Source organism: Pseudomonas sp. NFACC14, from assembly GCF_900106885.1.
Lineage (GTDB): Bacteria > Pseudomonadota > Gammaproteobacteria > Pseudomonadales > Pseudomonadaceae > Aquipseudomonas > Aquipseudomonas fluorescens_AA.
This window is the reverse complement of sequence record NZ_FNOA01000011.1, coordinates 117,301-140,862: the sequence shown is the minus strand read 5'-3', so window position 1 is coordinate 140,862 and position 23,562 is coordinate 117,301. Positions and strand designations below refer to the sequence as shown.

At 59.3% G+C, this 23,562-nt stretch carries 24 protein-coding genes, 4 tRNA genes and 1 pseudogene; 11 read left to right on the top strand and 18 right to left on the bottom strand.

The genetic code is table 11. The features are described 5' to 3' along the window. The first annotated feature begins 47 nt into the window (after window positions 1-47). The 6 genes and pseudogenes from BLU85_RS17890 to BLU85_RS17865 all read left to right on the top strand — a co-directional run bounded on the left by BLU85_RS17890 (window position 48) and on the right by BLU85_RS17865 (window position 4,845). A pseudogene (locus tag BLU85_RS17890) lies at window positions 48-673 on the top strand (alanyl-tRNA editing protein). A gap of 66 nt (window positions 674-739) precedes the next feature. Beyond that, on the top strand, window positions 740-1,510 hold the full coding sequence (locus tag BLU85_RS17885) for a 2OG-Fe(II) oxygenase (protein ID WP_092201878.1): 771 nt from the start codon (window positions 740-742) through the stop codon (window positions 1,508-1,510). A 1-nt stretch (window position 1,511) separates the two neighbouring features. Further along, window positions 1,512-2,150, top strand: a complete 639-nt coding sequence (locus BLU85_RS17880; RefSeq protein ID WP_092201876.1) for a LysE family translocator — start codon at window positions 1,512-1,514, stop codon at window positions 2,148-2,150. A 409-nt stretch (window positions 2,151-2,559) separates the two neighbouring features. After that, window positions 2,560-3,783 carry a type II and III secretion system protein family protein gene (locus tag BLU85_RS17875; RefSeq protein WP_092201874.1) on the top strand — a complete coding sequence of 408 codons (1,224 nt, stop codon included), beginning with the start codon at window positions 2,560-2,562 and terminating at the stop codon, window positions 3,781-3,783. A 56-nt stretch (window positions 3,784-3,839) separates the two neighbouring features. Then, a complete protein-coding gene (locus tag BLU85_RS17870; protein ID WP_092201957.1) occupies window positions 3,840-4,553 on the top strand; it encodes a tetratricopeptide repeat protein in 714 nt (237 codons plus the stop codon). Window positions 4,554-4,575: 22 nt separating this feature from the next. After that, window positions 4,576-4,845, top strand: coding sequence for a DUF3613 domain-containing protein (locus BLU85_RS17865; RefSeq protein WP_060741209.1), 270 nt, complete (start codon window positions 4,576-4,578; stop codon window positions 4,843-4,845). Window positions 4,846-5,249: 404 nt separating this feature from the next. On the opposite strand, the gene BLU85_RS17860 is transcribed toward BLU85_RS17865, so the two are convergent. The 12 genes from BLU85_RS17860 to BLU85_RS17805 form a co-directional block, all read right to left on the bottom strand. Further along, entirely contained in the window at window positions 5,250-6,215 is a 966-nt protein-coding gene (locus BLU85_RS17860) for a type II secretion system F family protein (protein ID WP_092201872.1), read from the bottom strand. A gap of 27 nt (window positions 6,216-6,242) precedes the next feature. Beyond that, complete coding sequence (locus BLU85_RS17855) at window positions 6,243-7,229, bottom strand: type II secretion system F family protein (RefSeq protein ID WP_092201870.1); 987 nt, start codon at window positions 7,227-7,229, stop codon at window positions 6,243-6,245. Continuing rightward, window positions 7,226-8,668, bottom strand: coding sequence for a TadA family conjugal transfer-associated ATPase (locus tag BLU85_RS17850; RefSeq protein ID WP_092201868.1), 1,443 nt, complete (start codon window positions 8,666-8,668; stop codon window positions 7,226-7,228). The genes BLU85_RS17855 and BLU85_RS17850 overlap by 4 nt, the downstream gene beginning before the upstream one ends. 3 nt (window positions 8,669-8,671) lie before the next feature. Next, on the bottom strand, window positions 8,672-9,892 hold the full coding sequence (locus BLU85_RS17845; RefSeq protein WP_092201866.1) for an AAA family ATPase: 1,221 nt from the start codon (window positions 9,890-9,892) through the stop codon (window positions 8,672-8,674). Continuing rightward, window positions 9,886-10,380 (bottom strand): TadE family protein, encoded by a 495-nt coding sequence (locus BLU85_RS17840; RefSeq protein ID WP_092201864.1) that lies wholly within the window; start codon window positions 10,378-10,380, stop codon window positions 9,886-9,888. Before BLU85_RS17840 ends, BLU85_RS17845 begins: the two co-directional genes overlap by 7 nt. Beyond that, window positions 10,380-10,859, bottom strand: coding sequence for a TadE/TadG family type IV pilus assembly protein (locus BLU85_RS17835; protein WP_092201862.1), 480 nt, complete (start codon window positions 10,857-10,859; stop codon window positions 10,380-10,382). Before BLU85_RS17835 ends, BLU85_RS17840 begins: the two co-directional genes overlap by 1 nt. 8 nt (window positions 10,860-10,867) lie before the next feature. Further along, a complete protein-coding gene (locus BLU85_RS17830) occupies window positions 10,868-12,184 on the bottom strand; it encodes a TadE/TadG family type IV pilus assembly protein (protein ID WP_092201860.1) in 1,317 nt (438 codons plus the stop codon). A 71-nt stretch (window positions 12,185-12,255) separates the two neighbouring features. Next, window positions 12,256-13,068: a Flp pilus assembly protein CpaB gene (gene cpaB / locus BLU85_RS17825; RefSeq protein ID WP_092201859.1), complete on the bottom strand. Its 813-nt coding sequence runs from the start codon at window positions 13,066-13,068 to the stop codon at window positions 12,256-12,258. 15 nt (window positions 13,069-13,083) lie between these two features. Then, complete coding sequence (locus BLU85_RS17820; RefSeq protein ID WP_092201857.1) at window positions 13,084-14,412, bottom strand: P-loop NTPase family protein; 1,329 nt, start codon at window positions 14,410-14,412, stop codon at window positions 13,084-13,086. Between the two features lie 2 nt (window positions 14,413-14,414). Beyond that, window positions 14,415-14,945 (bottom strand): A24 family peptidase, encoded by a 531-nt coding sequence (locus BLU85_RS17815; protein WP_092201855.1) that lies wholly within the window; start codon window positions 14,943-14,945, stop codon window positions 14,415-14,417. Between the two features lie 26 nt (window positions 14,946-14,971). Continuing rightward, complete coding sequence (locus tag BLU85_RS17810; protein ID WP_092201853.1) at window positions 14,972-15,166, bottom strand: Flp family type IVb pilin; 195 nt, start codon at window positions 15,164-15,166, stop codon at window positions 14,972-14,974. A 156-nt stretch (window positions 15,167-15,322) separates the two neighbouring features. After that, complete coding sequence (locus BLU85_RS17805) at window positions 15,323-15,517, bottom strand: Flp family type IVb pilin (protein WP_008070254.1); 195 nt, start codon at window positions 15,515-15,517, stop codon at window positions 15,323-15,325. Window positions 15,518-15,815: 298 nt separating this feature from the next. On the opposite strand from BLU85_RS17805, the gene BLU85_RS17800 reads away from it, so the two are divergent. Continuing rightward, a complete protein-coding gene (locus BLU85_RS17800; protein WP_092201851.1) occupies window positions 15,816-16,685 on the top strand; it encodes a response regulator transcription factor in 870 nt (289 codons plus the stop codon). A gap of 129 nt (window positions 16,686-16,814) precedes the next feature. On the opposite strand, the gene BLU85_RS17795 is transcribed toward BLU85_RS17800, so the two are convergent. After that, complete coding sequence (locus BLU85_RS17795) at window positions 16,815-17,246, bottom strand: Lrp/AsnC family transcriptional regulator (protein WP_060741195.1); 432 nt, start codon at window positions 17,244-17,246, stop codon at window positions 16,815-16,817. 193 nt (window positions 17,247-17,439) lie between these two features. On the opposite strand from BLU85_RS17795, the gene BLU85_RS17790 reads away from it, so the two are divergent. The 4 genes from BLU85_RS17790 (at window position 17,440) to BLU85_RS17775 (ending at window position 22,200) form a co-directional block, all read left to right on the top strand. Further along, window positions 17,440-18,153 (top strand): YczE/YyaS/YitT family protein, encoded by a 714-nt coding sequence (locus tag BLU85_RS17790; RefSeq protein ID WP_060741194.1) that lies wholly within the window; start codon window positions 17,440-17,442, stop codon window positions 18,151-18,153. 103 nt (window positions 18,154-18,256) lie between these two features. Continuing rightward, window positions 18,257-19,741: an AmmeMemoRadiSam system radical SAM enzyme gene (gene amrS, locus BLU85_RS17785; protein ID WP_092168422.1), complete on the top strand. Its 1,485-nt coding sequence runs from the start codon at window positions 18,257-18,259 to the stop codon at window positions 19,739-19,741. After that, window positions 19,738-20,883 carry a trans-sulfuration enzyme family protein gene (locus BLU85_RS17780; RefSeq protein ID WP_092201849.1) on the top strand — a complete coding sequence of 382 codons (1,146 nt, stop codon included), beginning with the start codon at window positions 19,738-19,740 and terminating at the stop codon, window positions 20,881-20,883. The genes amrS and BLU85_RS17780 overlap by 4 nt, the downstream gene beginning before the upstream one ends. 60 nt (window positions 20,884-20,943) lie before the next feature. Beyond that, window positions 20,944-22,200, top strand: a complete 1,257-nt coding sequence (locus BLU85_RS17775) for an aminotransferase-like domain-containing protein (protein WP_092201847.1) — start codon at window positions 20,944-20,946, stop codon at window positions 22,198-22,200. A gap of 26 nt (window positions 22,201-22,226) precedes the next feature. On the opposite strand, the gene BLU85_RS17770 is transcribed toward BLU85_RS17775, so the two are convergent. The 5 genes from BLU85_RS17770 to BLU85_RS17750 form a co-directional block, all read right to left on the bottom strand. Continuing rightward, a complete protein-coding gene (locus BLU85_RS17770) occupies window positions 22,227-22,859 on the bottom strand; it encodes a LysE family translocator (RefSeq protein WP_092201845.1) in 633 nt (210 codons plus the stop codon). Window positions 22,860-23,110: 251 nt separating this feature from the next. Then, window positions 23,111-23,186 (bottom strand) — tRNA-Gly (locus BLU85_RS17765). Between the two features lie 3 nt (window positions 23,187-23,189). Continuing rightward, window positions 23,190-23,265 (bottom strand) — tRNA-Glu (locus BLU85_RS17760). A 105-nt stretch (window positions 23,266-23,370) separates the two neighbouring features. After that, window positions 23,371-23,446, bottom strand: a tRNA-Gly gene (locus tag BLU85_RS17755). A gap of 2 nt (window positions 23,447-23,448) precedes the next feature. Continuing rightward, a tRNA-Glu gene (locus BLU85_RS17750) sits at window positions 23,449-23,524 on the bottom strand. Window positions 23,525-23,562: the final 38 nt, after the last annotated feature.

Sequence of the window (23,562 nt, the reverse complement as noted above, 5' to 3'; positions counted from 1 at the left end):
ACACGCTACCTATAATCCCGTCACAATTTCTGATGTGGGTATGGACCATGACGCTTCGCCTTTTTTTCCATAGCGATGACCTCAAGGCCAATGTGGAAGTCCTGGACTGCAGCCCCAGGAAAACGAATTCACCGTGGTGCTGCGCGCCACCCTGTTCCACCCCCAGGGCGGCGGCCAGCCCTGCGACACCGGATGGATCGGCGACAGCCAAGTACTGCGCGTCGTTCAGGACGGACAACAGATCATTCATTACGTCGACCGCCCAGTGACCCCGGGCATGGCCGCGATCCGCGTGGATGAGCAGCGGCGGCGGCTGAATTCACGCCTGCATTCGGCCGGGCACCTGATCGGCCATTTCGCCGAAAGCCGTGGCTGGAAGCCGATCAAGGCCCACCACTGGCCCGGCGAAAGCCGCGTGCAGTTCCAGCCTGGGGAACATCCCGAGGAGCTGGACACATCGATCATCCAGCAGGGCATCGATGCATGGATCGCCGAGGACTTGCCTCGCCTGATCGCACTTCGCCAAGGCACCCGGGAAGTCGGTTTCGGTGAGCTGACGGCTTACGGCTGCGGCGGCACCCATGTGCGACGGCTGCAGGAACTGGGAGCCGTCACCATCGCCTCGCTTTCGCAAAAGAAAGGCACGTTGTCGGTGCATTACCACGTGGCCTGATACCCGCCACCCTTGCGACCAGGAACCGCTCGCAGGCCCCACCCCCTATTCAGACGGACCTGTCTCATGATGCTTGATGTCGAGCACCTCGATCAGTGGTGCATCAAGAAACTGATAGATGGCGAAGTGCTCGCCGTGCGCTTGAAAAACTTCCTGTCGCAATCGTTGGCCATTGAAATTGGCAACAAGATCCTTGCCCCCGGTTTCGAAGGTTATATCAACGCCCCCAGCATCGGGCGCATCGGCATGGCCTTCTACGAAGCCGAGAATCAGCCGCCACTGATCGAGGACTACTTCAGCCAGGCCGGTCGCAATATCGTCGAGCTGCGCAACCGCTGTGCCCCCTACTCCTCGCCGGTCGACACGTTGCGCTGCATGCTCGACGAAACCTGGCCGGCGGGAGCACACCTGGAAAGCCTTTATGGCCGGAAGATGTACGTAGGCCTGTCTCGCGTGGTGAAACCCGGCGTGTGCTTCCTGGCCCATCACGATATTTTCGCCAAGGATGCACCCGACAGTTTTCAGGCCCACAGCCTGCAAGCCCAGCTCGCCTGCAACGTCTACCTCAACATGCCCTCTGAAGGTGGCGCGCTGCAAATGTGGGATAAGCATGTCTCGCCAGACCTGTTCGATGAAATGCGCGGCGACAGCTACGGCATCGACCCCGCCTTACTCGGCCGCCCGACCCTGGAAGTACGACCGCAACCCGGCGACTTCATCATGTTCAATTCGCAATGCATGCATTCGGTCAGCCCCGGTGTGGCCGCCCCACGCCTGAGCCTTTCTTTTTTTGTCGGTTATCGCGGCGACTCCTCGCCCCTGACCTTTTGGAGCTGAAATGCTATCCAACTACCTTGGTGAATTCCTGACCCTGGCCACCCTGCACTTTCTGGCGGTGGTCGCGCCCGGTCCCGATTTCGCCGTGACGATTCGCCAGAGCGTTCGCTTCGGCCGATGGGTCGGTATCTGCACTGCACTGGGCATCGGTGCCGGCATCTCGGTGCATGTCCTCTACACCTTGCTCGGCGTCGGCGCGCTGATGCACACCACTGCGTGGTTACTGACCGCCGCCAAGGTCGTGGGCGGCGCCTACATTCTCTACTTGGGCATCAGCCTGCTGCGCAGCCAACCCAAGTCCTCCCTTGAAAAAGAACAGAACAACGAACAGGCCGCTACCGGGCAAACGCCCTTCAAGGCCTTTGTCACCGGTTTCCTGACCAACGCCACCAACCCCAAGGCCACGCTGTTTTTCCTGGCGATCTTCACCACCTTGATCAGTGCGACGACACCGCTGCAGATCCAGGCGTTGTATGGGCTCTGGATGTGCATGGTGAATGCGTTGTGGTTTGTGGTCGTGGCGCTGTTTTTTTCCAGCGCCAAGGTGCGGGAAGTCTTCATGCGCATGGGCCACTGGTTCGAGCGGACCATGGGGGTGGTGCTGATTCTTTTTGCCGGACGGCTGATCCTTTCCATGTGAACTCGTCAACCGAAAACCGCACAAAAAGACATATTATTGACGCGCGTTTGATTGGTTTTTCCTTCCGTCAGCTTTTAGTCATTTTTTTGTCCTGGAGCGTGGCGCTTTGCCATGCTTGAACTAACGTGAAACAGAAGCGAGGACGGGGCCGGTAAAAAGTGCCTCAAGCGACCTGATCGATACTGTCACTGCCTCGACAATTCCCGGATGTTCCGGGACTCAGAAGAGTTGTTCGCAAGCTGCCTGTCGTTCAGTCGGGCCGGTGTAATGCGCCCGTTTGCTGGTAGCGACGAGGCCTGAAGCCGGCATTCATGAAAGGTCTGGCGAGTTGGAAAGGGGTAGCCCGGGCCTCTTAAGTGATCCGAGGCAATGGTAAGCCTAGGGATGGCCTCTTATTGAGGATCACTTCATGACCCAGCGCACCGCCCCCGTTTTAAAACATTTCATCCATGGTCTGTTCTGGATGGGCCTTGGCCTGGACGCGGCTCAGGCCGCAGCGGCAAATTGTTCGCAACTGGACAATTTGCCAGCGACCTTCGAGGTCGGCCAAGGGCTCCAGAGCGAACTGCGTATCCTCGCACCCGTGACGAAATTGGCTGTCGGCGACCCGAAAATTGCCGATGTGCAACCCAGTGGCAGCGATGCCTTCATCCTCACGGGCCTGGCGCCCGGCGCCACCAGCCTGATGGTCTGGACCGACTGTTCGAAAATACCGCGCCAGAGCATGGTCTTTGTCAAAGGCCGCGCCACTGAGGCGCTGACGAGCGCCGCGAGCATACCTTCCGAAGACCCGATGCTGCTCGCTCAGGTACAGACCGACATCCGTTTCGTTGAAGTCAGCCGGACCAAGCTCAAGGAAGCCTCGACGTCGATTTTCGGCAGCCGTGGCAATTTCCTGTTCGGCTCGCCGAGGACCTTGCCCACCATCGGCGGTGTTGTCCGGCCTTCATTACCGGTCAATAACGACATGTTCAACCTGTCTTTCGCCACCGGTAAGACCCTGTTGATGATCAACGCCCTGGAAGGCAGCGGCTTTGCCTATACCCTGGCGCGGCCGAGCCTGGTGGCCCTCAGCGGGCAGAGCGCGAGTTTCCTGGCTGGCGGCGAAGTGCCGATCCCAGTACCCAGTGCCGGCAGCGACAATGTGTCCATCGAGTACAAGGAATTCGGTATTCGCCTGACCCTGACCCCCACCGTCATCGGCAAGAATCGCATCGCCTTGAAAGTGGCACCGGAAGTCAGTGAGCTGGATTTCACCAACGCGGTGAACATCGCAGGGACATTGGTGCCAGCCCTCACCGTGCGCCGTACCGATACCAGCATCGCCCTGGCCGATGGCGAAAGTTTCGTCATCAGTGGCCTGATCAGCACCCGTAACAGCTCCCAGGTGAACAAGTTTCCAGGGCTGGGCGACGTGCCGATTCTCGGCGCGTTCTTTCGTGACAACTCCATCAACCGCGAAGAGCGCGAGCTGCTGATGATCGTCACGCCGCACCTGGTCCAACCGTTGGCGGCCGACGCGCAACTGCCGACCTTGCCGGGTGAGCAACTGCGCAATTACGACCCGAATTTCTCCCACATGTACTTCTTCGAACATGGCGAGTTCGACAACCGCAGCGGGCTTTCCCAATGAACCGGCGCCTGGTGTGCAACGCATGTGACGGCCAACGGTTCGCCAAGGGGTATCCCATGAAAACAGTGATCGCATTAGCGGCGACCTTGATGCTTGCCGGTTGTGCCAGCAGCGGCGTGGTGGCTTCACGCACGGCCGATTGCGCCAGGCCCGGAGCCGACCAGGAACTGGCCTTGAACATGGCCGAAGACATGGCCAACGAGGGCCGTTTATACGCCAGCCTGGCGAACCTCGAACGCTTGCCCGAAGACTTGGTCCAGGTCCGCCTGCGCAAGGCTCGGGTCCTGCGCCTGATGGGCCGCAACGAGGCCGAACCGCTGTACAAAAGCCTGCTGGGGACATGCCTGGCCGCTGACGGTGAACATGGCCTGGGTCAGTTGGCGGCGGCCAAGAATGACAATGCGGCCGCGACGCAGTACCTCGAACACGCCGCGAAAATGGCCCCGACCGAAGGCAAGATCCGCAATGACCTGGGGGTTGTCTACCTCAATCAACGGCGCATTTCAGAAGCCCGCTTCGAGTTCATGACCGCCATGGAGCTCCAGCAGTCCGACACCCTGGCCGCGTTCAACATGGTGACCCTGCTGATTTACCAGGACAACTGGAAGCAGGCCGCCGAGCTCGCGAACATGGCCAAGCTCAGCCCCCAGCAAGTGGCAGATGCCCAAGCCCGTGCGGAAAAAATCAGGGGTTCGGCCACTCAGGCAGCGACGTCACCCGCCAACCGCCTGACCGAGGTCGTCGATGCTTCAACCGGCGCGGTCAAGTAGAGCGTTACGAGGAGTTCAAGAAATGATGACCAAACAATTGATGATCGTGTGCATGGTGAGCCTGTCCACCGCCGCCTGGGCCATTGAGCCAGGCCCCTCCTCGGCCGCACAGCAAGGCACCGAGAGCTGGATGCAACTGCAGATTCGCGGCGTGGTGGCCTCCACCAACCTGCAAACCGCCTCGGCCGCCGAACGCGAGATGGCCATGCAGCGTTGGCTCAACAGCTTCAACTATCCGATCCCGGAGTTCTTTGACCAGGACTCGGGTGGGGAGATCACCAGCAGCAAATGAAACACGCGGCAAACGAAAGACCACAGTCTCCGGGAGTGCCTGCATCGGATCGAATGCAGGCACTCCCGGAGACTGTGGTCTCTTGGTTTGAGCGGTCGACAGAACACAGGAGTAAACCTGTGGGAGCTTGCTCGCGATGGCAGGCTGACAGCCAACACCTTCATTGACTGACCCACCGCTATCGCGAGCAAGCTCGCTCCCACAATGGACCGGTGGTGAACACAAGACTCATGGACACCCACTTGTGGACTGTGCTGAACACAAGACTCATGCCCCCCAGGATCATTTGTGGGAGCGAGCTTGCTCGCGATGGCGGACCGACATTCAACACCGTCGTTGACTGTCAAACCACTATCGCGAGCAGGCTCGCTCCCACATTGGACTTGCGGCAGGGCATGGGTGGCCTACATATTCCCGAAGGCCCTGAATACGCCGATCATGGCCGGGCCGATGGCGACCAGGAAGAAGCTCGGCCACAGGCAGAAGATCAGTGGGAAGATCAGCTTGGTGCCGATCTTGGCGCCCATTTCTTCCGCCGCCTGGGTACGCCGGTCGCGAAACTCATCGGCGTAGATCCGCAGGGTATCGGCCACGCTGGTGCCGAAACGGATACTTTGCGCCAGCAGGCTGACCAGGCCCTGGATATCCTCCAGGCCGGTGCGCACGGCCAGTTGCTTGAGCGCCTCGGTACTGGTGATGCCCGCCCGGATCTGCGCATTGACCAACGCCAGTTCCTCGGCCAGCTCAACCTGGCTGACCGACATCTCTTCAGCCACCCGTTCAATCGTCGTGGGCAGGGCCAGGCCCGACTCGACACAGACCACCATCAGGTCCAGTGCATCCGGGAACGCCGCGCGCAACCGGCCTTGACGCGCCTGCTTGCGTTTGCCGACGTAGATCGCCGGCAGCAACCAGCCGATGCCCGCCACCAGGGTCACCGCCAGCAGGCCGATGGCCACTGAAACCTTGATCATCGGCAGCAGCAACAACGCTACGCCGACCATCGACAACGGCAACATCAAGCGCACGGCCCAATACATCTGCACCGCCGAGGCAGACCGATAACCGGCGTGGGTCAGCAAGGTCTGGGTGGCGGACGTGTGGGCCTGGTCGGTGGAAGCAAAACGCTGGCCTACCCGCTCCAACAGCAGTTGCAGGTTACTGGGCGCCTCCTGCCCCACCGTGCTGCCAGCGTAACCGCGCTTGATCAGCGCCAGACGCCGCTGCACCGGATCCTGCAGGCCCAGCATCAATAGCAGGAGCGCGACGACCGCCAGCACCGTGCTGAGACCAACCGCAGCGATGAACAACAGCCGTGCCAGTTCTTCGTTACCGGTCAACCGACTCAACAATCCGAGCAAAAAGTCCATGACTGAAACCTCTCGGCGCAACAGCGCTTAAACCTGGATCCGGATGATCTTTCTTATCCAGAAAATCCCGATCAACATGGCGCAGAACGCGCCGATGATCAGCTTGTGCCCTATGGGGTCATTGATCAGCACGGGCATGTAGCTGGGGCTGGTGAGCACGATGGCGATCGCCAGCACGAACGGGATCGCCACCAGCACCCACGCCGACATGCGCCCCTCCGCCGACAACGTCTTGATCTTGCGCTGGAACCGGAAACGCCCGCGAATCAGCCGACTCAGGCGCTCCAGCACTTCGGTCAGGTTGCCGCCGGTCTCGCGGTGGATGAGGATCGAGGTCACCAGCATCATCACCGTCATGCTCGGCATCCGCTCCAGCAGCCCGAGCATGGCCCGGCGCACGTCGTTGCCATAGTTGATGTCGGAAAACGTCATGCCGAATTCCTGGGCGACCGGCCCCTTGTGCTCCTCGGCGACCAGACGCAGGGTTTCATTGAATGGGTGCCCGGCGCGCAAGGCCCGGCACATGGCGTCCAGCGCATCCGGCAAACCTTCCTCGAACGCGGCGAAGCGCTTGTTGCGGTCACGCAGGATTTTCAACACCGGCGCCCAGGTCAGTGCAAACGCCGCCAGCAGCGCCATCCACCAGACCGGCGAGACCATCAGCACCAAGGCTCCGGCCGCCGCCCCCAGGACCAGACCGAGCAGCATGACCCGATAAGCCCGGTATTCATGGCCGGCCTGCTCGATCAGTTGCGTCAGGTTGGCCATGAACGGCAGTTGTTCCAGGCGGGCTTCCAGGGGTGACAGGCGCGTCAGGTATTTTTGCCGCAACACGGTTTGCATGTTGGGCAAGTGGTTGGCCTTCTCCAGCACATGCAGGCGCCCGCGAATACGCTTGCGCATCTTGCCGGCTTCGCCGAACACCGGCACCACCACGCCCTGGGACAGCAGGAACACGGCGATGAACACCATGCCAAGGAAAATCAGGATGAACTCGCTGGGGATCTTGTTCATGACGTGCGGCCCTCCATCCACTCAGGGCGAAACAAGGTCAGCGGCAACTCGATGCCGCGCTTGGCCAGCACATCGCGGAAGGCCGGGATCATGCCGCTGGGCCGATATTCCCCCAGCACCTCGCCGTGCTCGCCGATGCCCTGGCGCACGAAGGAGAAAATTTCGGTCATGGTAATGACCTCCCCTTCCATCCCGTTGATCTCCTGCATGCTCACCACGCGTCGCTTGCCGTCTTCTTGACGCTCCAGTTGGATCACCACATCGATGGCCGAGGCAATTTGTTGACGCATGGCCTTGATCGGAAATGTCGCCCCGGTCATCGACACCATGTTCTCGATTCGCCCCAGCGCATCCCGTGCGGTGTTGGCGTGAATGGTGGTCAGCGAACCGTCGTGGCCGGTGTTCATCGCCGTGAGCATGTCCATCGCCTCGGCACCACGCACCTCACCGATGACAATCCGGTCCGGGCGCATGCGCAGGCTGTTTCGCACCAATTCCCGCTGGCTCACCTCGCCACGCCCCTCGATGTTCGACGGCCGGGTTTCCAGGCGTACCACGTGGGGCTGTTGCAGTTGCAGCTCGGCCGAATCCTCGATGGTGACGATGCGCTCGTTGTGGGGGATGAAACTGGAAAGCACGTTGAGCATGGTGGTCTTGCCGCTGCCGGTCCCGCCGGAGATCAGCACGTTCAGGCGCCCGCGCACAATAGCCTTGAGCAGCAAGGCAATGGCCGGGGTCATGGTGCCGACCTGGATCAGGCTGTCGGTGTTGAGCAGGTCCACGGCGAAGCGCCGGATCGACATGCTCGGACCGTCGATGGCCAGGGGTGGGATGATCGCGTTGACCCGCGAACCGTCCTTGAGCCGGGCGTCCACCAACGGCGAAGACTCGTCGATACGGCGTCCCAGGCTGGACACGATGCGGTCGATGATGTTCAGCAAATGCTGGTCGTCGCGAAACCGCACGTCGGTGCGTTGCAGCTTGCCGAAGCGCTCGACATAGACCGAGGCAAACCCGTTGACCAGGATGTCGGACACGCTATGGTCGGCCAACAGCGGTTCCAGCGGCCCGAGACCGAGCACTTCGTCGGTGATCTGCTTGATGATCAATTGCCGGCTGACGGTACTCACTGGCGCCGAATGTTCCTCGAGCAGGCGCTGGCAGATATCGCGGATCTGCCGCGTGGCCTCGACTTGTTCGAGGGCATCGAGCAACGACAGGTCCATGACCTTGAGCAGTTGCTGGTAGATCTTTTCCCGCCATTCGGCCTCCACCGGGGTGACCTGGCTGCGGGTTTCATACAGCACGTCGGGGATGGCCTGCTCCCAGGCCATCAAGGCATCCGTCGGGTCCGGCAAGCCGTCGCCGGGCTGGGCGCCTGCGGTGGCGCCAGGTTTGGCGGGCTGTTTGCGCAAGCGGTTACGAAAGTCGCTGATCATGGGTCATCCCCCGAAAAAACGGTTGAAGGCACGTTTAAGCAGGCCCTTGTCCGTGGCCATCTGGTGACCGACCAGGTCTTCGGTCAAATCGCGCAAGGCAACGGTGATGGCCGCCTTCGGCGCATGCAGCCCCAACGGCACGCCAGTGTTCTGACTCTGGCTGACCAGGTTGAAGTCATTGGGCAATTTCGACAGGTTCACGCAGCGCAGGGCCTCGCCGATGTCCTTGAGGCTGACGGCGGCGTTTTTGTCATAGCGGTTGATCACGATCTGCAACTGCTCCCCGCGCACGCCCAGGTCTTCGCGAAGGATCCGCACCAGGGCGCTGGCATCGCGCAGGTGGCTGACGCTCTGTTGCACCACCACGTACACCCGGTCCACCTGTTCCAGTACCGAACCGGTGAGGTGATCGATCTGCCGCGGCAGGTCCACCACCACCCAGTCATAACTGGCGCGGGCCAGTTGCAGCAGGGCGTCGAGCTGTTCGGGTTGGGCATCCTGGGGCAGGCACAACTCACCGGCCCGGCCTCCCAGGACGTGCAGGGTCGGGCTGAAGTGGCTGCAAAAACCCCGCAGCGCGACACTGTCCATCTCATCGATCTGCTGCAGCACTTCCAGATGGCTGTGGGACTGGGCCACGTCCAGGTAATGGGTCACGCTGCCAAATTGCAGGTCCATGTCCAGCAACAGCGTATTGCCTGCCCGGGCGCTGAGCTGCTGGGCCAGGTTGCACGCCACCAGGGTTCCGCCCGAGCCGCCCTTGGCACTGATCACCGCGACCAGCTTCCCTTCGTTGCCGTTGCCGAGACGGACTTCCGCCACCAGGCGATTCAGCGCCGCCACCAACTCCGTATCGGCGACGGGTTCGGGCAGCACATCCCGGGCACCGGCCTGCATCGCCAGGCGCATGCCCTCCTGCTCGCCCAAGGGACCGCACACCAGCATCGGCGGACGTTCATGGGCGGGCCGTTGCAGCAACGCCGACAGTTCTTCGCGCCACAGATGGCTGACGCGCAACAGCAGCAGGTCGGGCATGCGGTCCAGGCCGTAGAGCGGATCGACATGGCCGTTGCTGACCAGGCGCGTGCTCACCTCAAGGCCAGGCATGCGCTGGCAGACGCATTGCAGGTCGCGCAGGGACGTAGCATCGCGACTGCTGATCAGTATCCGCAGCCCGGCTCTGCCAGCGGTGGTCGAAAGCGGATTTTCCCTGGTGTTCAGCATGGTGTGATCTCCCCGGAATCGGAATGACGCCCAAGGCTTTCGCGTGGCAAGGTTGCCCTGAACGTGGGCAAGGTAATGGGCACGCCCAAGCCGGGAATGAACAGGTTGAAAACAAAGTTCTGCACGCTCAGCCGGACATAGCGAATGGCTCGAAAGCCGGTGGCACCGGACGTGTCGGTAGGGTTCGCTACCACGGCACCGTTGACATCCAGGTAGGTCAGCGCCAGGTTCGAGGTCGCCAGGTTGCCGATCAGTTGGCTGGTGCCGGCGTCCGTCGCGGCGTTGAAGATGGCCCGGCGCAAGACCACCGGATCGCTGACATTGCACACCGCCGCCAGCCGCGCGCCACGGCGCGCCGCTTCATCCAGCGCATTGACCGTGAAGTACAGCCGGCCCATTTCCACCACGCCGAACAGCAGGATGAACACCAGCAAGCCCACGAAGGAAAACTCCACGATGTAAGTGCCGCGCATGTGCTTGTGATTCATCACAGCGCCCTCATGACAGTGGTCGCCACCAACTGGATGCCCAGTGGAATGGCATTGCCGAAAAAACCGGGGATCGAACCCGTGCAGTTGCCCGCGCCAATCACCGGGCAGAAGGTGTAGGTAATGGTGACGCGCACATGATCGCTGCCGTCGGCGGCGACCTGCACATTCGCCGTGGTCAAGCCTGACACCGCGGCGGTTCCCGTCGCGCTGGGCACGCCATACACCGCGACGTTTTTCGTCTGGGTCAGGAGCGTGCTGCCCAAGGCAACGGTGCCAAGGGTGGAGTTCCAGGCCTGGCTGGCGACGAAGCGGTCGGCATCGCGGCTGGCCTGCAACAGCACGTTGTACTGGTAGAGCATGCGGCCGAACTCGCCGAAGGCCAGCAGCAACAACAGCAACAACGGCAGCACCAGGGTGAACTCCACCAGCGCCACGCCTTGTTGGGCTTGCGCGGGTTTGAACTGAGAAAGTCCCATGACGCCTCCTACGAGTCGGTGCTCGGAGTGCCGCTGCCGTTGAGATAGGTTTTGTAGAGTTGGATGATCTGCGGGCCGGCATCGCTGGACGGCGTGGGGCCGGGTACGTTATCGCCCTCGCACTCCTTGACGAACTGGCCGAAGACCAGCGAGTCCGAGCCCCCGCCATCCACCGGCTGCACAACGAAATAGCAGCCGAACCCCAGGACCGGAATCGAGGTGGAACCGCCCTGCTTGCCGGTGCAATTGCCAATCACGATCTTCAGCATCCGGCGCTCGAAAACCCCGTTGCTTTGGCAGCCGCTGGCGCCCCCCGCCACACAGGCGGCGACCTTGGCCCGCCAGTCGTTGTAGTCCTGTATCGCCTCGCCGCCCGCCGACAGATCGCCGTTGCTCGAAGTGACGGCTTTGCCTTTGTATTGCGCCTGGGAGAGCGCATCGTTGTAGGTCATCGCCGGGGTGCTCGACGCCGTGACCAGGTCCGGTGGGTAGTCCGAAGAACTGACCGGACCGTTGTAGATACCGAAGCGCGTGTTCAAGCCTTGGGAAGTAGGGCCGGCTTTATTGCCCGGCGCCGTCTGGACGTTGCTCCCGACACTGCGGCAAACCGAGCCACCGCCGGCCAGGTCCTCCCGGACCGCACTGCCGCCCGAGCCGAAATCCAGCAATTGGAAATTGCCCGGCCCAATGGGCGATGTGTTTCCCGCCGCCGTTTTCAAGACCTCCAGGTCGCCAAATCGATACCCCCAGAAGTTTCCGGCGCCAGGGTTGTATTGAGTGGGATCGCCACACACCATCAACGGCGCCAGGTCACAAGGCGAGGTGGGGCTGGGACCTGCCGTCGCAATCGCCGCCACGCGCTTGTTGCCCAAGCCGGCGCTGCCCATCGTTTGCACGAAACTCCAGAAAAACCCGTTCAATTGATAACTGGACACCGACACCCGCACGTATTTGGCATCGGCAGGCCCGGGATAGGAGAACGGGCCGTAGACGCTGCTGGACAGTTCCACCACGGCAAACGCGCCCGGGTTGCCGGCGACCGCGGTGGCCAGCTCGGTGTTGCCTGAGGCGTTGGCATTTCTGTTCAGCGTGTCCAGGGCCGCCGCGCGGGTGCTGCTGGCCATGTTGATGCCGCCACTCACCTGGCTCAGGGTCTTGGCCCCGCCCAAGGCCGCGGCATCCACCGCATTTTGCAGGCGCGTCTTGTTCAGCAGCATGTGCCCGCCATCCAGGGCCAAGGCCGCCATCATGGAAATCGCTACCAGCGCGATCACCATCAGTACACTCACCGCCCCTCCCTGGCGCCGGATATTGGCATTCATCATCGAGCCCTCATCTACAACGTCTGGGGATCGGCATCGCCACGGCCCGGACGGGCCTGGCATGGAGGCGTCATTCAGCGGACATTGATCACGCTGCTTTCAACGCCGCGGATCAGCGTGATCGCCCCGCCTTGCGGCTTGGCACTGCGCTGTACCACAGGTTTTGGCACCGGGGCGGCCATCGCCATGACCGGTGCAGGGACTGGCGGCGCAACGGCCACGGCCTTCTTCTCCAGGTTCAATGGGTTACGCAAGGCCAATTGCAGCTTGCCTTCGGTTTGCGCTGTGACCAGCGCTTCGGCTTCAGTGGCCGACATTTCCAGGGTCACGGCCCGCACCACCACCGGCTGGGTCTTGTCGGTGCCCGCCGTCTGGTCCACCGCCAGCACCCGCAGGTTTTCCAGGATGGTCCGGGACGTGGCGCTGTTGCTGCCGGCGCTGGTGGTCTTGGTCGCCAATACATCGACCCGGTTGCCCGGCAAGAGAAAGCCACCTACGCCGACCACATCATCCACACGGACCGAAATGGCGCGTTTGTCCGGCGCGATCAGCGAAGCCAGGGTGCTGCCGCCCAAGTGCTCACTCAGACGCGCGCCTCGCACGATGTCGCCACGCAGGATGTCGAAGGTGGCGATCTTGCCCACGGCCTGTTCGCTGGCATCGAAAGCGTCGTCCGGGATCGTGTCCATGGGCATGCGCACCGTGGTGACTTGCTGGGCCTCGACCATTTGCCCGAAGGGGATTTCCACCGTGGCGACCACCACGCTTCGCAGATGATCATCGGGGGACGCGTTGAGTCGTGCGCTCAGCCAGGCGTCAGCCATCCATGCGGCACCAAGGCCCATTACCAGGGAAACGCCTATCAGCGGAAGCGTACGAGAGCTCATGTCGGTATCTCCAGATCAAAGGAAGTCGAGCTGAACGAAGTAGTTGTGCCAGGCCCATTCCAGCTCTTGCGGCAACAGGGGGCCGGAGCCGCCCAGGTAACGCTGGCGATCGAGCGCCATGTTCAACAGGTCACGGGGATGGCAAGGCACCAGCGGCATGCCTTCGCTTGCATACAACCGCTGCAGGACATGGCGCACCAACAGCGGGTCATACGGGATGCCCAGGCGCTCGCACTCCTGGCGCCAGATGCGTTCGTAATCCTCGGGCTTGAGGTAGCCGAACTGCACTTTGTAGCCAATGCGCCGCAGGAAGGCCTCGTCGGCCAGTTCGAGGGGATTGAGGTTGGTGGAAAACACCAGCACCAGGTCGAACGGCAGCTCGCAATGCCGACCGCCGCCCAGATTGATGAAATCGCGCTTCTCCTCCATGGGCACGATCCAGCGATTGAGCAACTCCGCAGGGGCCATGCGCTGGCGTCCCATGTCATCGATGATGAACAGGCCGTTGCTGGCCTTGAGCTGCAGCGCCGCCTGGTATTGCCGGGTGAACGGGTCGTAGCGCACGTCCAACTGCTCCATGCTCAACTCGCCGCCGGTGATGACGATCGGGCGTTTGCAGCACAGCAGCCGGCGGTCGATGCCTTCATTGAGCATCAAGTTATTCGCTTGGCCATTGTCGTCCAGGCGCTGGTGCACCTGCGGGTCGTAGATCTCGATCACCGACTCGTTGATGACGATGGCATGGGGCACCCAGATGGCCTCGGCGAACAGCCGGATCAATCGGCTGCTGACATAGGTCTTACCCGTGCCCGCCGGCCCGTAGATCATGATCGCCCGCCCGGAATTCAGGGCGACGCCCAACTGGTCGAGCATGCCTTGGCTCAGCACCAGGCCGGCCAAGGCCTGGCCCATGTCCTTGGCGGTGATGCGGCCGTGGTGGATGGTCTGGATCTTGATCAGCGAGCGATACGTGCTCACCGGGAACGGTGCCGCGCCGATGTAGCCACTGCGGGCCAGGGCATCACGGGCCGAACTGCGGCCGCGCTCGGTGAGGCCATAACGCAGCGTCTGTCCACTGGTTTGCCCCAATTGGCCCAGCACTTCGACACGACCGTCCTTGCGCAGGAACGCCAGGACTTCCTCCAACACCGCGCCGGTCAGGGCCAGGCGCTCGACCAGCCGCGACATGTCCAGCACACCGGCGTCGTGCAGATGCTTGCACACCAGCTCCCCCAGGAAACTGTCGGTCAGGCCTGTGTCGCGAATGGTGCATGGCTGGGGTGCCAGGCGTTGCACCGCTTCCCGTTCGCTGGGGTAGGCATCGCTATCGTTGATGACGTGCATGACTAGACTCCCCAGCCGCCGGCAACCAATTGCCAGTAAACGCTGTTCAAAGTGCCGATCAGGATCGCGATCGAATAGGGAAAGGGTTTGCCCGCCGCTTCATCCGCAGTCGGCGCCAGATAGGCCTGGGCTCGTACAATCAACCAGTAGCGTCCCAGGGTCTGGAGCAGTTGGCCGCGGGCCAGGACGATCAGGAAACCGCACACACCGCCGGCGATCAGGCTGAACAGCGCCGCCCACAGTGCGTAATGAAAAGGCAGGAAGCTGCCGACCATGGTCATCAGCTTGACGTCGCCGGCGGCCATGCCCCCGACGGCGTACATGGGCAGGAACAGCGCGAAACAGATCAGCATGCCCGACAGGCTGTCGCCCAGGCCACCGATCCCGCCGGTATACACCTGGCCGGCCAATCCCAGGGCAAGGCCCAACAGGACCAATGTGTTGGGGATGCGGTGGCGAAGCAGATCGCTCACCACCGCCACACCCAGCAGTCCCAGCAGCAGGACCGTCGACACCAGCAGTTCCATGGACATGATGTGTCTCCCTGGGGTGATTTTCGTTAGCAGGCGACGTTGCTATTGACGACCTGGCACAGCGCCCGGATCTTGGTGTCCACGGCGCCGCCCAGAAGGACGAAGGCCGCCGCTACCAACACCGTGATCAAGCCACCCGCCACCGCGTATTCAACGATGGTCAGGCCGTCTTCATCTCGGGCGAACTTGCTGATCGAAGTGCTTATTGTCTGGAGAGTCATTTCATGAACCTCACGCGGGTCAGAAGTACTGTTACCAACTTGATGGGAGGGGACAGCGCGAAGTCCATTTGATTGATTCGTTGTACTCACTGCAAAAGAGTCGCAAGCGGTTTTCCTTGAAAGTGACCGTGCCCCCTTCACTGCAAGTTGCCGCTGTCAGCAGGCAACGTTGCCGTTGACCGCCTGGCACAGCGCACGGATCTTGGTGTTCACGGCACCGCCCAGAAGCACGAACGCGGCGGCCACCAACACGGTGATCAACCCACCGGCCACGGCGTATTCCACAATGGTCAGGCCATCTTCATCTTTGGCGAACTTCAGCACCGAAGCCTTGATTGTTTGAAGAGTCATTTCGCACACCTCATCGGGTTGTTTTATCAAGGGCAGTACATTGCGAACTGCCTGATGCAACCCTAGTCAGCAGGTGGTCATCGCCGTTAGGAGGATTTTGCACATCGCTAGGATTTTTTTGCGCCGGACAGGAAAGGCGCCGGGGCGGGAAATCCAGCCTGGGCAACGCGAACGGGCGTCCCATGACGACGGATGGCGCTAAACGATCGGACTTTTATAAAAATTTATTCGGCGAAATGATGGCACAGTGGCAATACTGCTAGCTAAAGGGCAGCAAGCACCTGTGGGTAGTCGTCCTATGGCGTCCAATCCGACTGCAAAGCCAACGCTGTTATGGGTCGATCTGACCCATGATCGGTCCACCCCGGAACTCGTCTCCCTGTTCCAGGACACGTGCGACTGCACACTGGCAAAAAACGCCATGCTGCCCAGCGCGGAACAGGTCGACATGATCTGCATCCATTTCGATCGCCCGGACACGCCGGGCCTGCGACGCCTGTTGGAGATCAAGCGAACCGCTCCTGGCACGCCCATCACTATGTTCACCGTGCAGCACTCCGAAGAGCTGGCGGTGTGGGCCATGCGCTCCAGCGTCTGGGAATACATGGTGCTGCCCTTGTCCGCCGCCGAGAGAAAGCGCTACCTCACGGCCGTGGTGCAACTGTGCGAGCTGCGCCGCAATGCCAATGGCCGAGCAAAGACCTCGCAGATCGACCACTCCCCGACCCTGCCGGACAGCATTCGCCTGACCTCCGGGCACCAGAAGCACCAGGCCCTCAGCCACATCATGCTGTACATCGACCAGCATTTTCGCGACAGCATCGATCAGCGCGACCTGGCCAAGCGTTGCGGCATGACGACGTTTCGTTTCAGCCGGGTGTTCAAGGAAGCCAATGGCCTCGGTTTCACCGACTACGTGCTGAACAAACGCATGAGCTTCGCCAAGGAGCTGCTCGATAACAGCCAGATGCCCATCACCAGCATCGGCTACGAGGCCGGCTTCAAGGACCCTTCCTACTTCGCTCGCGCCTTCAAGCAATACGCCAGTTGCACGCCCAGTGAATACCGTCTCGCGTACCAGATGCGCAACGCACATCCGGCACCGGAGCCACCGGATGAAGCCGCCCTGGAAGCGATTGAAAACCTGGTGCACAGCCTCGAGGGGTAAAAGGTTTTGTACCGTTATCGCCATCTTTCCATAAGCATTCCCACCCGTGCCAGGGCTAGACCGGACGCCCATGGCCGGGGAGCGACCTCGTCGATCGACTCCCCGCCCCTGCCCGACAGGCGCCCTGACTCACGGGGCGAGTTTTCTTCTCTCGATAGGAATGGACAGGACAATGCTGGTCCGCGTCTCACCGTACGCGTTGATTTTCGCAATAATGTCCTCGATCTCAGCCATGGACCTGGCGTAAATGCGGATCAGATAGGAGTCATTCCCCGTGATGTGCAGGCACTCGACGACTTCGGGTATGTCGGTGAGTGTCGCTATCAATTTGGCTTTCGCCGGCTTGAGGGTGGTGATGCCAACGACCGCCGATATGCCATATCCCAGCTTGGTTGGATCTAACTGAGCGCAATAGCCTTTGATGACCCCGGAGTCTTCCAGTTTGCGCAACCTGTCATTGGTGGCAGGAATAGAAAGCCCCGCGTGCTTGGAAAGCTCTGTGATGGAAATCCGACCACAGTCCTGTACCTTACCCAGGATTTTGACGTCTATACGATCCATGTGCGTTTTCCCCGGTTAAAAGTATAAATTTTAATGAAAAGCCCGCGTTTTTCATTAAAAAAAGCATGCACCAAAATAAAGCATGGCGCTAGTCTATTTCCAGCCTGAAAAGCCTGAAAAGAATCCGGGCAATCAACGGCCCTGTTCTTTAGCGTGACGCACTCATAATATTCTCTCCAGGGATGGTGTTCGCATGGAAGATGAAAAGAAAAAGTGTGAAAAAAAACCTCACCCGCTCGTTCAACACATTGGCACGCAAGTCCTAAGTCTCCGGCATTTCAAGAAAGATCAGTTACTGATGTACCTGATGGGTGTCGGTTTCTTTTCGTTGGGCGCCAAGTGCTTCATCATTAGTCAACTGGGTACTGACCCTTTAGATGTCCTGATCATCTCGATCGATAAAATACTCATGCTGGGCATGGGCGTTTGCTCGGCGATCGTATCGCTGTTTTTCCTGACATGGTGGGTGCTCTGGAACAAAAAATACCCACCGATAAGTCCCTTCATTACAACGACGTTGACTGGGCTGCTGATCGATCTCTGGTCGTGGCTGGGGCTCGGAGAGTACTTGATCGTCAGAATGAATGAGTACGCGCTATTGGCCTCGGGGCTGATGCTGTGTGCCTACTCCTCCGCCTTGATCATCATGAGCGGTATCGGCATCAGGATCATGGACCTGGTGGTATTGACCATGGTATCCAAATGGAACTGGTCGTTCACCAAAGCCAAAATGATTATTGAAATCGGCATCTTTTCCAGCGGTTGGCTTTTAGGCGGGCCCTTCGGTATCGGCACGATTGCATTTCTGCTGGTGATCGGCCCACTTATTCAACCGTTCATGAACATGAATGCCAAGCGCTTTGCACTTAAAAACTATGGATTGATGAGCGCTTCATCCGCTTACTAATAAATCTACAACTATGACTGCCCTGCAGGGCGGCAGGATCGTTTCGCCTCGATTTTTTTAAACCGATGCCAATGATGATAACTTCCGTGATGAGGAGTGAAAGATGGACACTACAAAAAATAAAAACTGGACCTTGGAAAGCAGCCCGGCAAAACTGGAAGAAATACTCCCCGGGGGCGCTGTGAAGTGTCATCTTTCCCCGCGCAACTGTGTGATCCAGGAAGGCAAGCTAGGTTTTTGCAAAGTGCGCGGAAACCGTGGGGGCAGGCTCGTTACATTGAACTACGGTAAAGGCGTCCACAGCACTGAGGAGACAATTGAAACCGAAGCCGTTTTCCACTTTGCCCCCGGGGAGAGAATCTTGTCCCTGGGTAATATCGGCTGCATGCTCAACTGCGGTTACTGTCATAACTGGAAGACATCGCAGGCCAAGTACGTCACCGACAAGGACGTTTACTACTACACCCCCGAGCAGGTGGTGGAAACCGCACTCAAACACGGCATACGCGTCATTTCCTGGACGTATAACGATCCCGTTGTCTGGCACGAATTCATCCTCGACACAGCGAAGCTGGCCAAGGAAGCGGGCCTGATCAACCTTTATAAATCGGCATTCTTCATCAGCGAAGAGGCCATTGATGAGTTATTGCCGGTCATCGATATTTTCTCGATTTCGCTGAAATCCATCTCCCCGGAATACTACCGCAAGGTCACCACCGGCTGGGTGGAGCCCGTCCTGGCGGGTATCAAGAAAGTCTATGACGCCGGCAAATATGTCGAGGTCAGCACCTTGATGGTGACCGACATCAGCGACGACGAGGAAACGGCCAGGAAAATCAGCCAGTGGGTCCTGGATGAACTGGGCCCGAACGTACCGCTGCACTTCGTCCGGTTTCACCCCGACTACAAGATGAGCAACAGCATCCGTACGCCTGTGGACAGGCTCCTGAAGGCTCGGGACGTTGCTCGGAGCATGGGCGTTGAGCACGTCTACCTGGGTAACGTGAATGACGTCGAAGGGACCAATACCAGTTGCAACCACTGTAACGCCCTGCTCGTCACCCGTTATGGCTTGAACGCCGAAATCATCGGGTTGGACAGCAAAGGATGCTGCTCTCAGTGCGGACATGATGCGCATTTCAAATTGCTGGGCGAACACCAGGCGAATGCCCCTGTCGAGTTGCGCGAGGACGCGTTGAGCGCCTACGAGAAGCGAAAGTTCGAGTGGCACGGAGACATTGTGTCGCTGCACGCCCAAGTGCTGAATACCGAAGACTTCGAACAGACCGTCTACCTGCGACGCAACTATACGGACGGGCACAACAGCGATTGGAAATCACTGACCTTGCGCCCCCATGAAAGCTATCGATTCATCGTTGCCAAGGCTCGCATCGATGAAACAGGCCCGGAGGTCTGGCTCCCCAACGGCGTGAATTCGAACCTTCATGAAGTGTTCGACAGGGCCCACTTCCCGACAGAGTCGATTGAAGAAATTGGTATTTCGCAAAATGACATCACCCCGACCGTGGGTTACGAGGGCAAGCAAAACATGTATGAACAGGTCATCAAACTGGTCAGCCAAGCATGAAAGTGTCTACTGAAATACTTCATATCAAGGTGGATGACCGGGACGCCCATCCTTCGGTAACGCCTATTTATCAGTGCAGCGCTTTCAACGCCGACTCGGCCTTCTTCTACTCGAGGAAAGCCAATCCCAACGTGACGGAATTGGAACAGGTCGTCGCGTCCCTGGAGGGCAGTGAGTATGCCCTGGCCTACAGCACCGGGATGAGCGCGATCTATATGGTGTTGGAACTGTTGAAACCGGGTGCTTCGCTGGTCATCAACAAATACATCTATGGCTGCTCCTATAAATTGTTCCAGCGCTATGCGGCACGTATCGGCGCACACCTGACGATTCTGGATCTCACCACGGCAGAGGGCCTGAAGGCCTTGCCGGCGAACGTCGACATGGTCATTTTCGAAACACCGACCAATCCCTTCCTGAAAGACATTGATATCCATGCGGTCAGCAGGGCCGTCAAGCAACACAACCCGCAGGCGCTGGTGGTCGTTGACAATACCTGGGCCACGCCGATATTCCAGAAGCCGTTGAATTTTGGCGCCGACATTTCCCTGTACAGCGCCACCAAATACTTCTCTGGACACAGTGATGTCATGGGCGGCCTGGTGCTGGTCGACAATGAGACGATTTACAACCGTCTCCTCGAGGGCCGCTTTTATTCAGGCACGATACTGACTCCCAATAGCGCCTGGTTACTGCGCAGAAGCATGCAGACGTTCAACCTGCGCATGGAAAAACACAGCCAGACGACAGCAAGCATGCTCAACTATCTGCGCGAGCTGCCGTTTATCGAGCATGTCTATTACCCACGCATCGATGGCCGGCAATTGACCGGTTATGGCGGCATTGTGTTCGTTGATATTCGGCCCGATCTGGTGCCCTTTTACAAAACGTTCACCCGCGCGCTCAAATGGTTTGGCACGGGCACCGGAATGGCCTGCGTGACCTCGATGGTCGCCCAGCCCTTCAGTGGCAGCCACGCCTCGATGACGGACCAGGAAAAAGCGGACATGGGCATCGAGAAAGGCCTGGTTCGATTGTGCTTTGGCCTGGAGGATCTGGAAGACCTCAAGGAGGACCTGCTCCAGGCATTCGAAACCATGGAAAGCAGGATCGATCAGCAAAGCTCACTCGATCCTGCCTAGCGTGTCATCACAAGCAACGAGCCTTCAGTGGCTCGTTGCTTTTTTTATGGAGAAGCGAAAGTGTCCAGCGCATTCGAGAACACGATATTCGAAGACCCCCTCCTGAACGTCATCCACCTTCTGAACTCCATCGCCCAGGAAAACCCGGAGGCCATTTCACTGGCCTCCGGTCGACCCGATGACCAGCAGTGCGACCCGTCGCTCATCGACAGGGGCCTGGCCCAATACAAACGTCACGTTGCCGGTACTGGGCAGTCACTGGCGACGCTGCTTTGCCAATATGGAAAAACCTCGGGAATCATCAATGAAACAATCGCCACCTATCTGCAGGTGGATGAAGGGATAACCGTCTCCAACCCTGAAAGCATCGTGGTGTGCCTGGGGTTTCAGGAAGCCTGTACCTTGACGCTCCTGTCCATTTTTGAAGGCGGCGGGATTTTATTAGTGCCCGACCCGGTGTTTTCCGGGATCACGGGCATCGCAAAACTGCTGGGCATAAAAATAGTCCCCGTCCCCATGGCGGCTTTTCTCAACCCGATCGCCCTGCGCAGAATCATTGAAGAACTTGAATCCAGGGGGGAAAAAATCAAAGCACTGTATGCCGTTCCGGACTTTAGCAACCCGACCGCCGACAGCCTCTCCTATCACGCCAGGACAGCCATGCTTTCCTTGGCCAGTGAAAAGAATTTTTTCGTCCTTGAAGACACGGCCTACCGTTACTTCAGGTACGAAGGCGATGCCATTGCGTCCATGAAGTCCATCGACAGCAGTCGAGTGTTCTTGCTGGGTTCCTTTGCCAAATCGATTTTTCCGGGCTTGCGCATGGGTTATGTGGTCGCGCCGGAGGGCGCCGGCGTCATGTCATTCAGCGCCCGATTGTGCAAGGCCAAAAGCCTGATTACCGTCAACACCCCTGCCCTGTGCCAAGCGGTCGCCGCCGGCTTGCTGATCGAGAACAACTACTCGCTGAAAGAGCTGAACCAACCCAGGGTGTTGTCCTATACGCAGAAAAGAGACCACATGCTTGAATGCCTCGAGCGTGAATTCCCACTCAAGGCCGGCGCCCAAAGAACGGTCAGCTGGAATCGGCCGGCAGGCGGCTTCTTCATCAATCTGCAACTGCCTTTCGCCTTTGGGTATTGTGAAATGCGCGAGTGCGCCCAACAGTTCAAGGTGATCGTATTCCCCACCACTTTATTTTCGCTGACGAATGAGGCGGCTAATCAGGTCAGGCTTTCATTCAGCAATGCCACCGCCCCAGACGTCACCCAAGCAATAAGCCGCTTCAGGGCGTATGTCGAGTCCAGGCTGCAGTAGGAGCTCTTTTCATGCATTGCTCTCCATCAGGTTGCCGTGGCCAGCATGACCCCAGCGGCGACCTGGTAGGCCCCCAGAATGGTGATGGTCGCCCCCGAAAAATAGTTGATCAGCCTTAGCTTCGATTCGGCAATCCGCGCCTTGAAAAGGGAGGAGAACCCGCTCAAGCCCAGCCACCAGGCAGCCGAGCCCAGGAATATACCGGTCACCATCGGCAGCAAGGCGTGCTGGCCGCCTTGGTCGCTGGCCATACCATCGCTCAACGCGGCAAATATCGCGATAAACGACAAGATGGTCATGGGGTTCGACAGGGTCAGGAACAGCGTGGTCGAGTAGGCTTTGAACATGTTGGCACGCTCACCTGCCATAGCGGTCGCGCCCCCCTTCGATCGTATTGTCTGATAGCCAATGTAGGCGAGGAACAGTCCACCAAAAATACACAACCAAGGTTTGAAGCTGATCAGCGTCGCGATGATGGCCGTGACCCCGAGGGCCCCGATGAATCCGTAGATCGAATCGGCAGTGGCGGCCCCCAATCCCGTTGCGAAACCGGCTCTCCAACCCAGCATGAGGCTTCGCTGTATGCACAACAGCCCAATAGGCCCCACAGGGGCTGCAATGCATAGCCCAATGACCATCGATTTAACAAAAATCAACATAAGCGCACCTCCAGAATGGGTACTGGAAGGTTAGGAGAAGTGCTTTTTTTTAGGAATGAACTATTAATCTTCCTGAGCGTTTTACCTTAAGTTTTGCATGAAGTACTTTCGCTTCACCTTCATTATTAAGGTAAAGCGCAGCAAGCCCCCTCAGACAACGAAAATCGCTGGTTAAAGATCCATGCATCTTGAATGGTCTTTTCACGCGCATAAAAAAAACGCCGCTCGTATGAGCGGCGTTTTTTTGAATTTGGAGCGGGAAACGAGACTCGAACTCGCGACCCCGACCTTGGCAAGGTCGTGCTCTACCAACTGAGCTATTCCCGCAAATGGCGTCCCCTAGGGGACTCGAACCCCTGTTACCGCCGTGAAAGGGCGGTGTCCTAGGCCACTAGACGAAGGGGACACGCTAACTGAAACACATGGTGTGTATTTCAGTGCCCAAATCCGCATCCGAAGATGTCGGCTCTGGCTTCACTCAGCACTGCCCGAAAGCAACACTGTTTAAAATTGGAGCGGGAAACGAGACTCGAACTCGCGACCCCGACCTTGGCAAGGTCGTGCTCTACCAACTGAGCTATTCCCGCATTGGCGTCCCCTAGGGGACTCGAACCCCTGTTACCGCCGTGAAAGGGCGGTGTCCTAGGCCACTAGACGAAGGGGACACACGTACAACATTCACTGCCTAGAGCGTTTGGCTGAG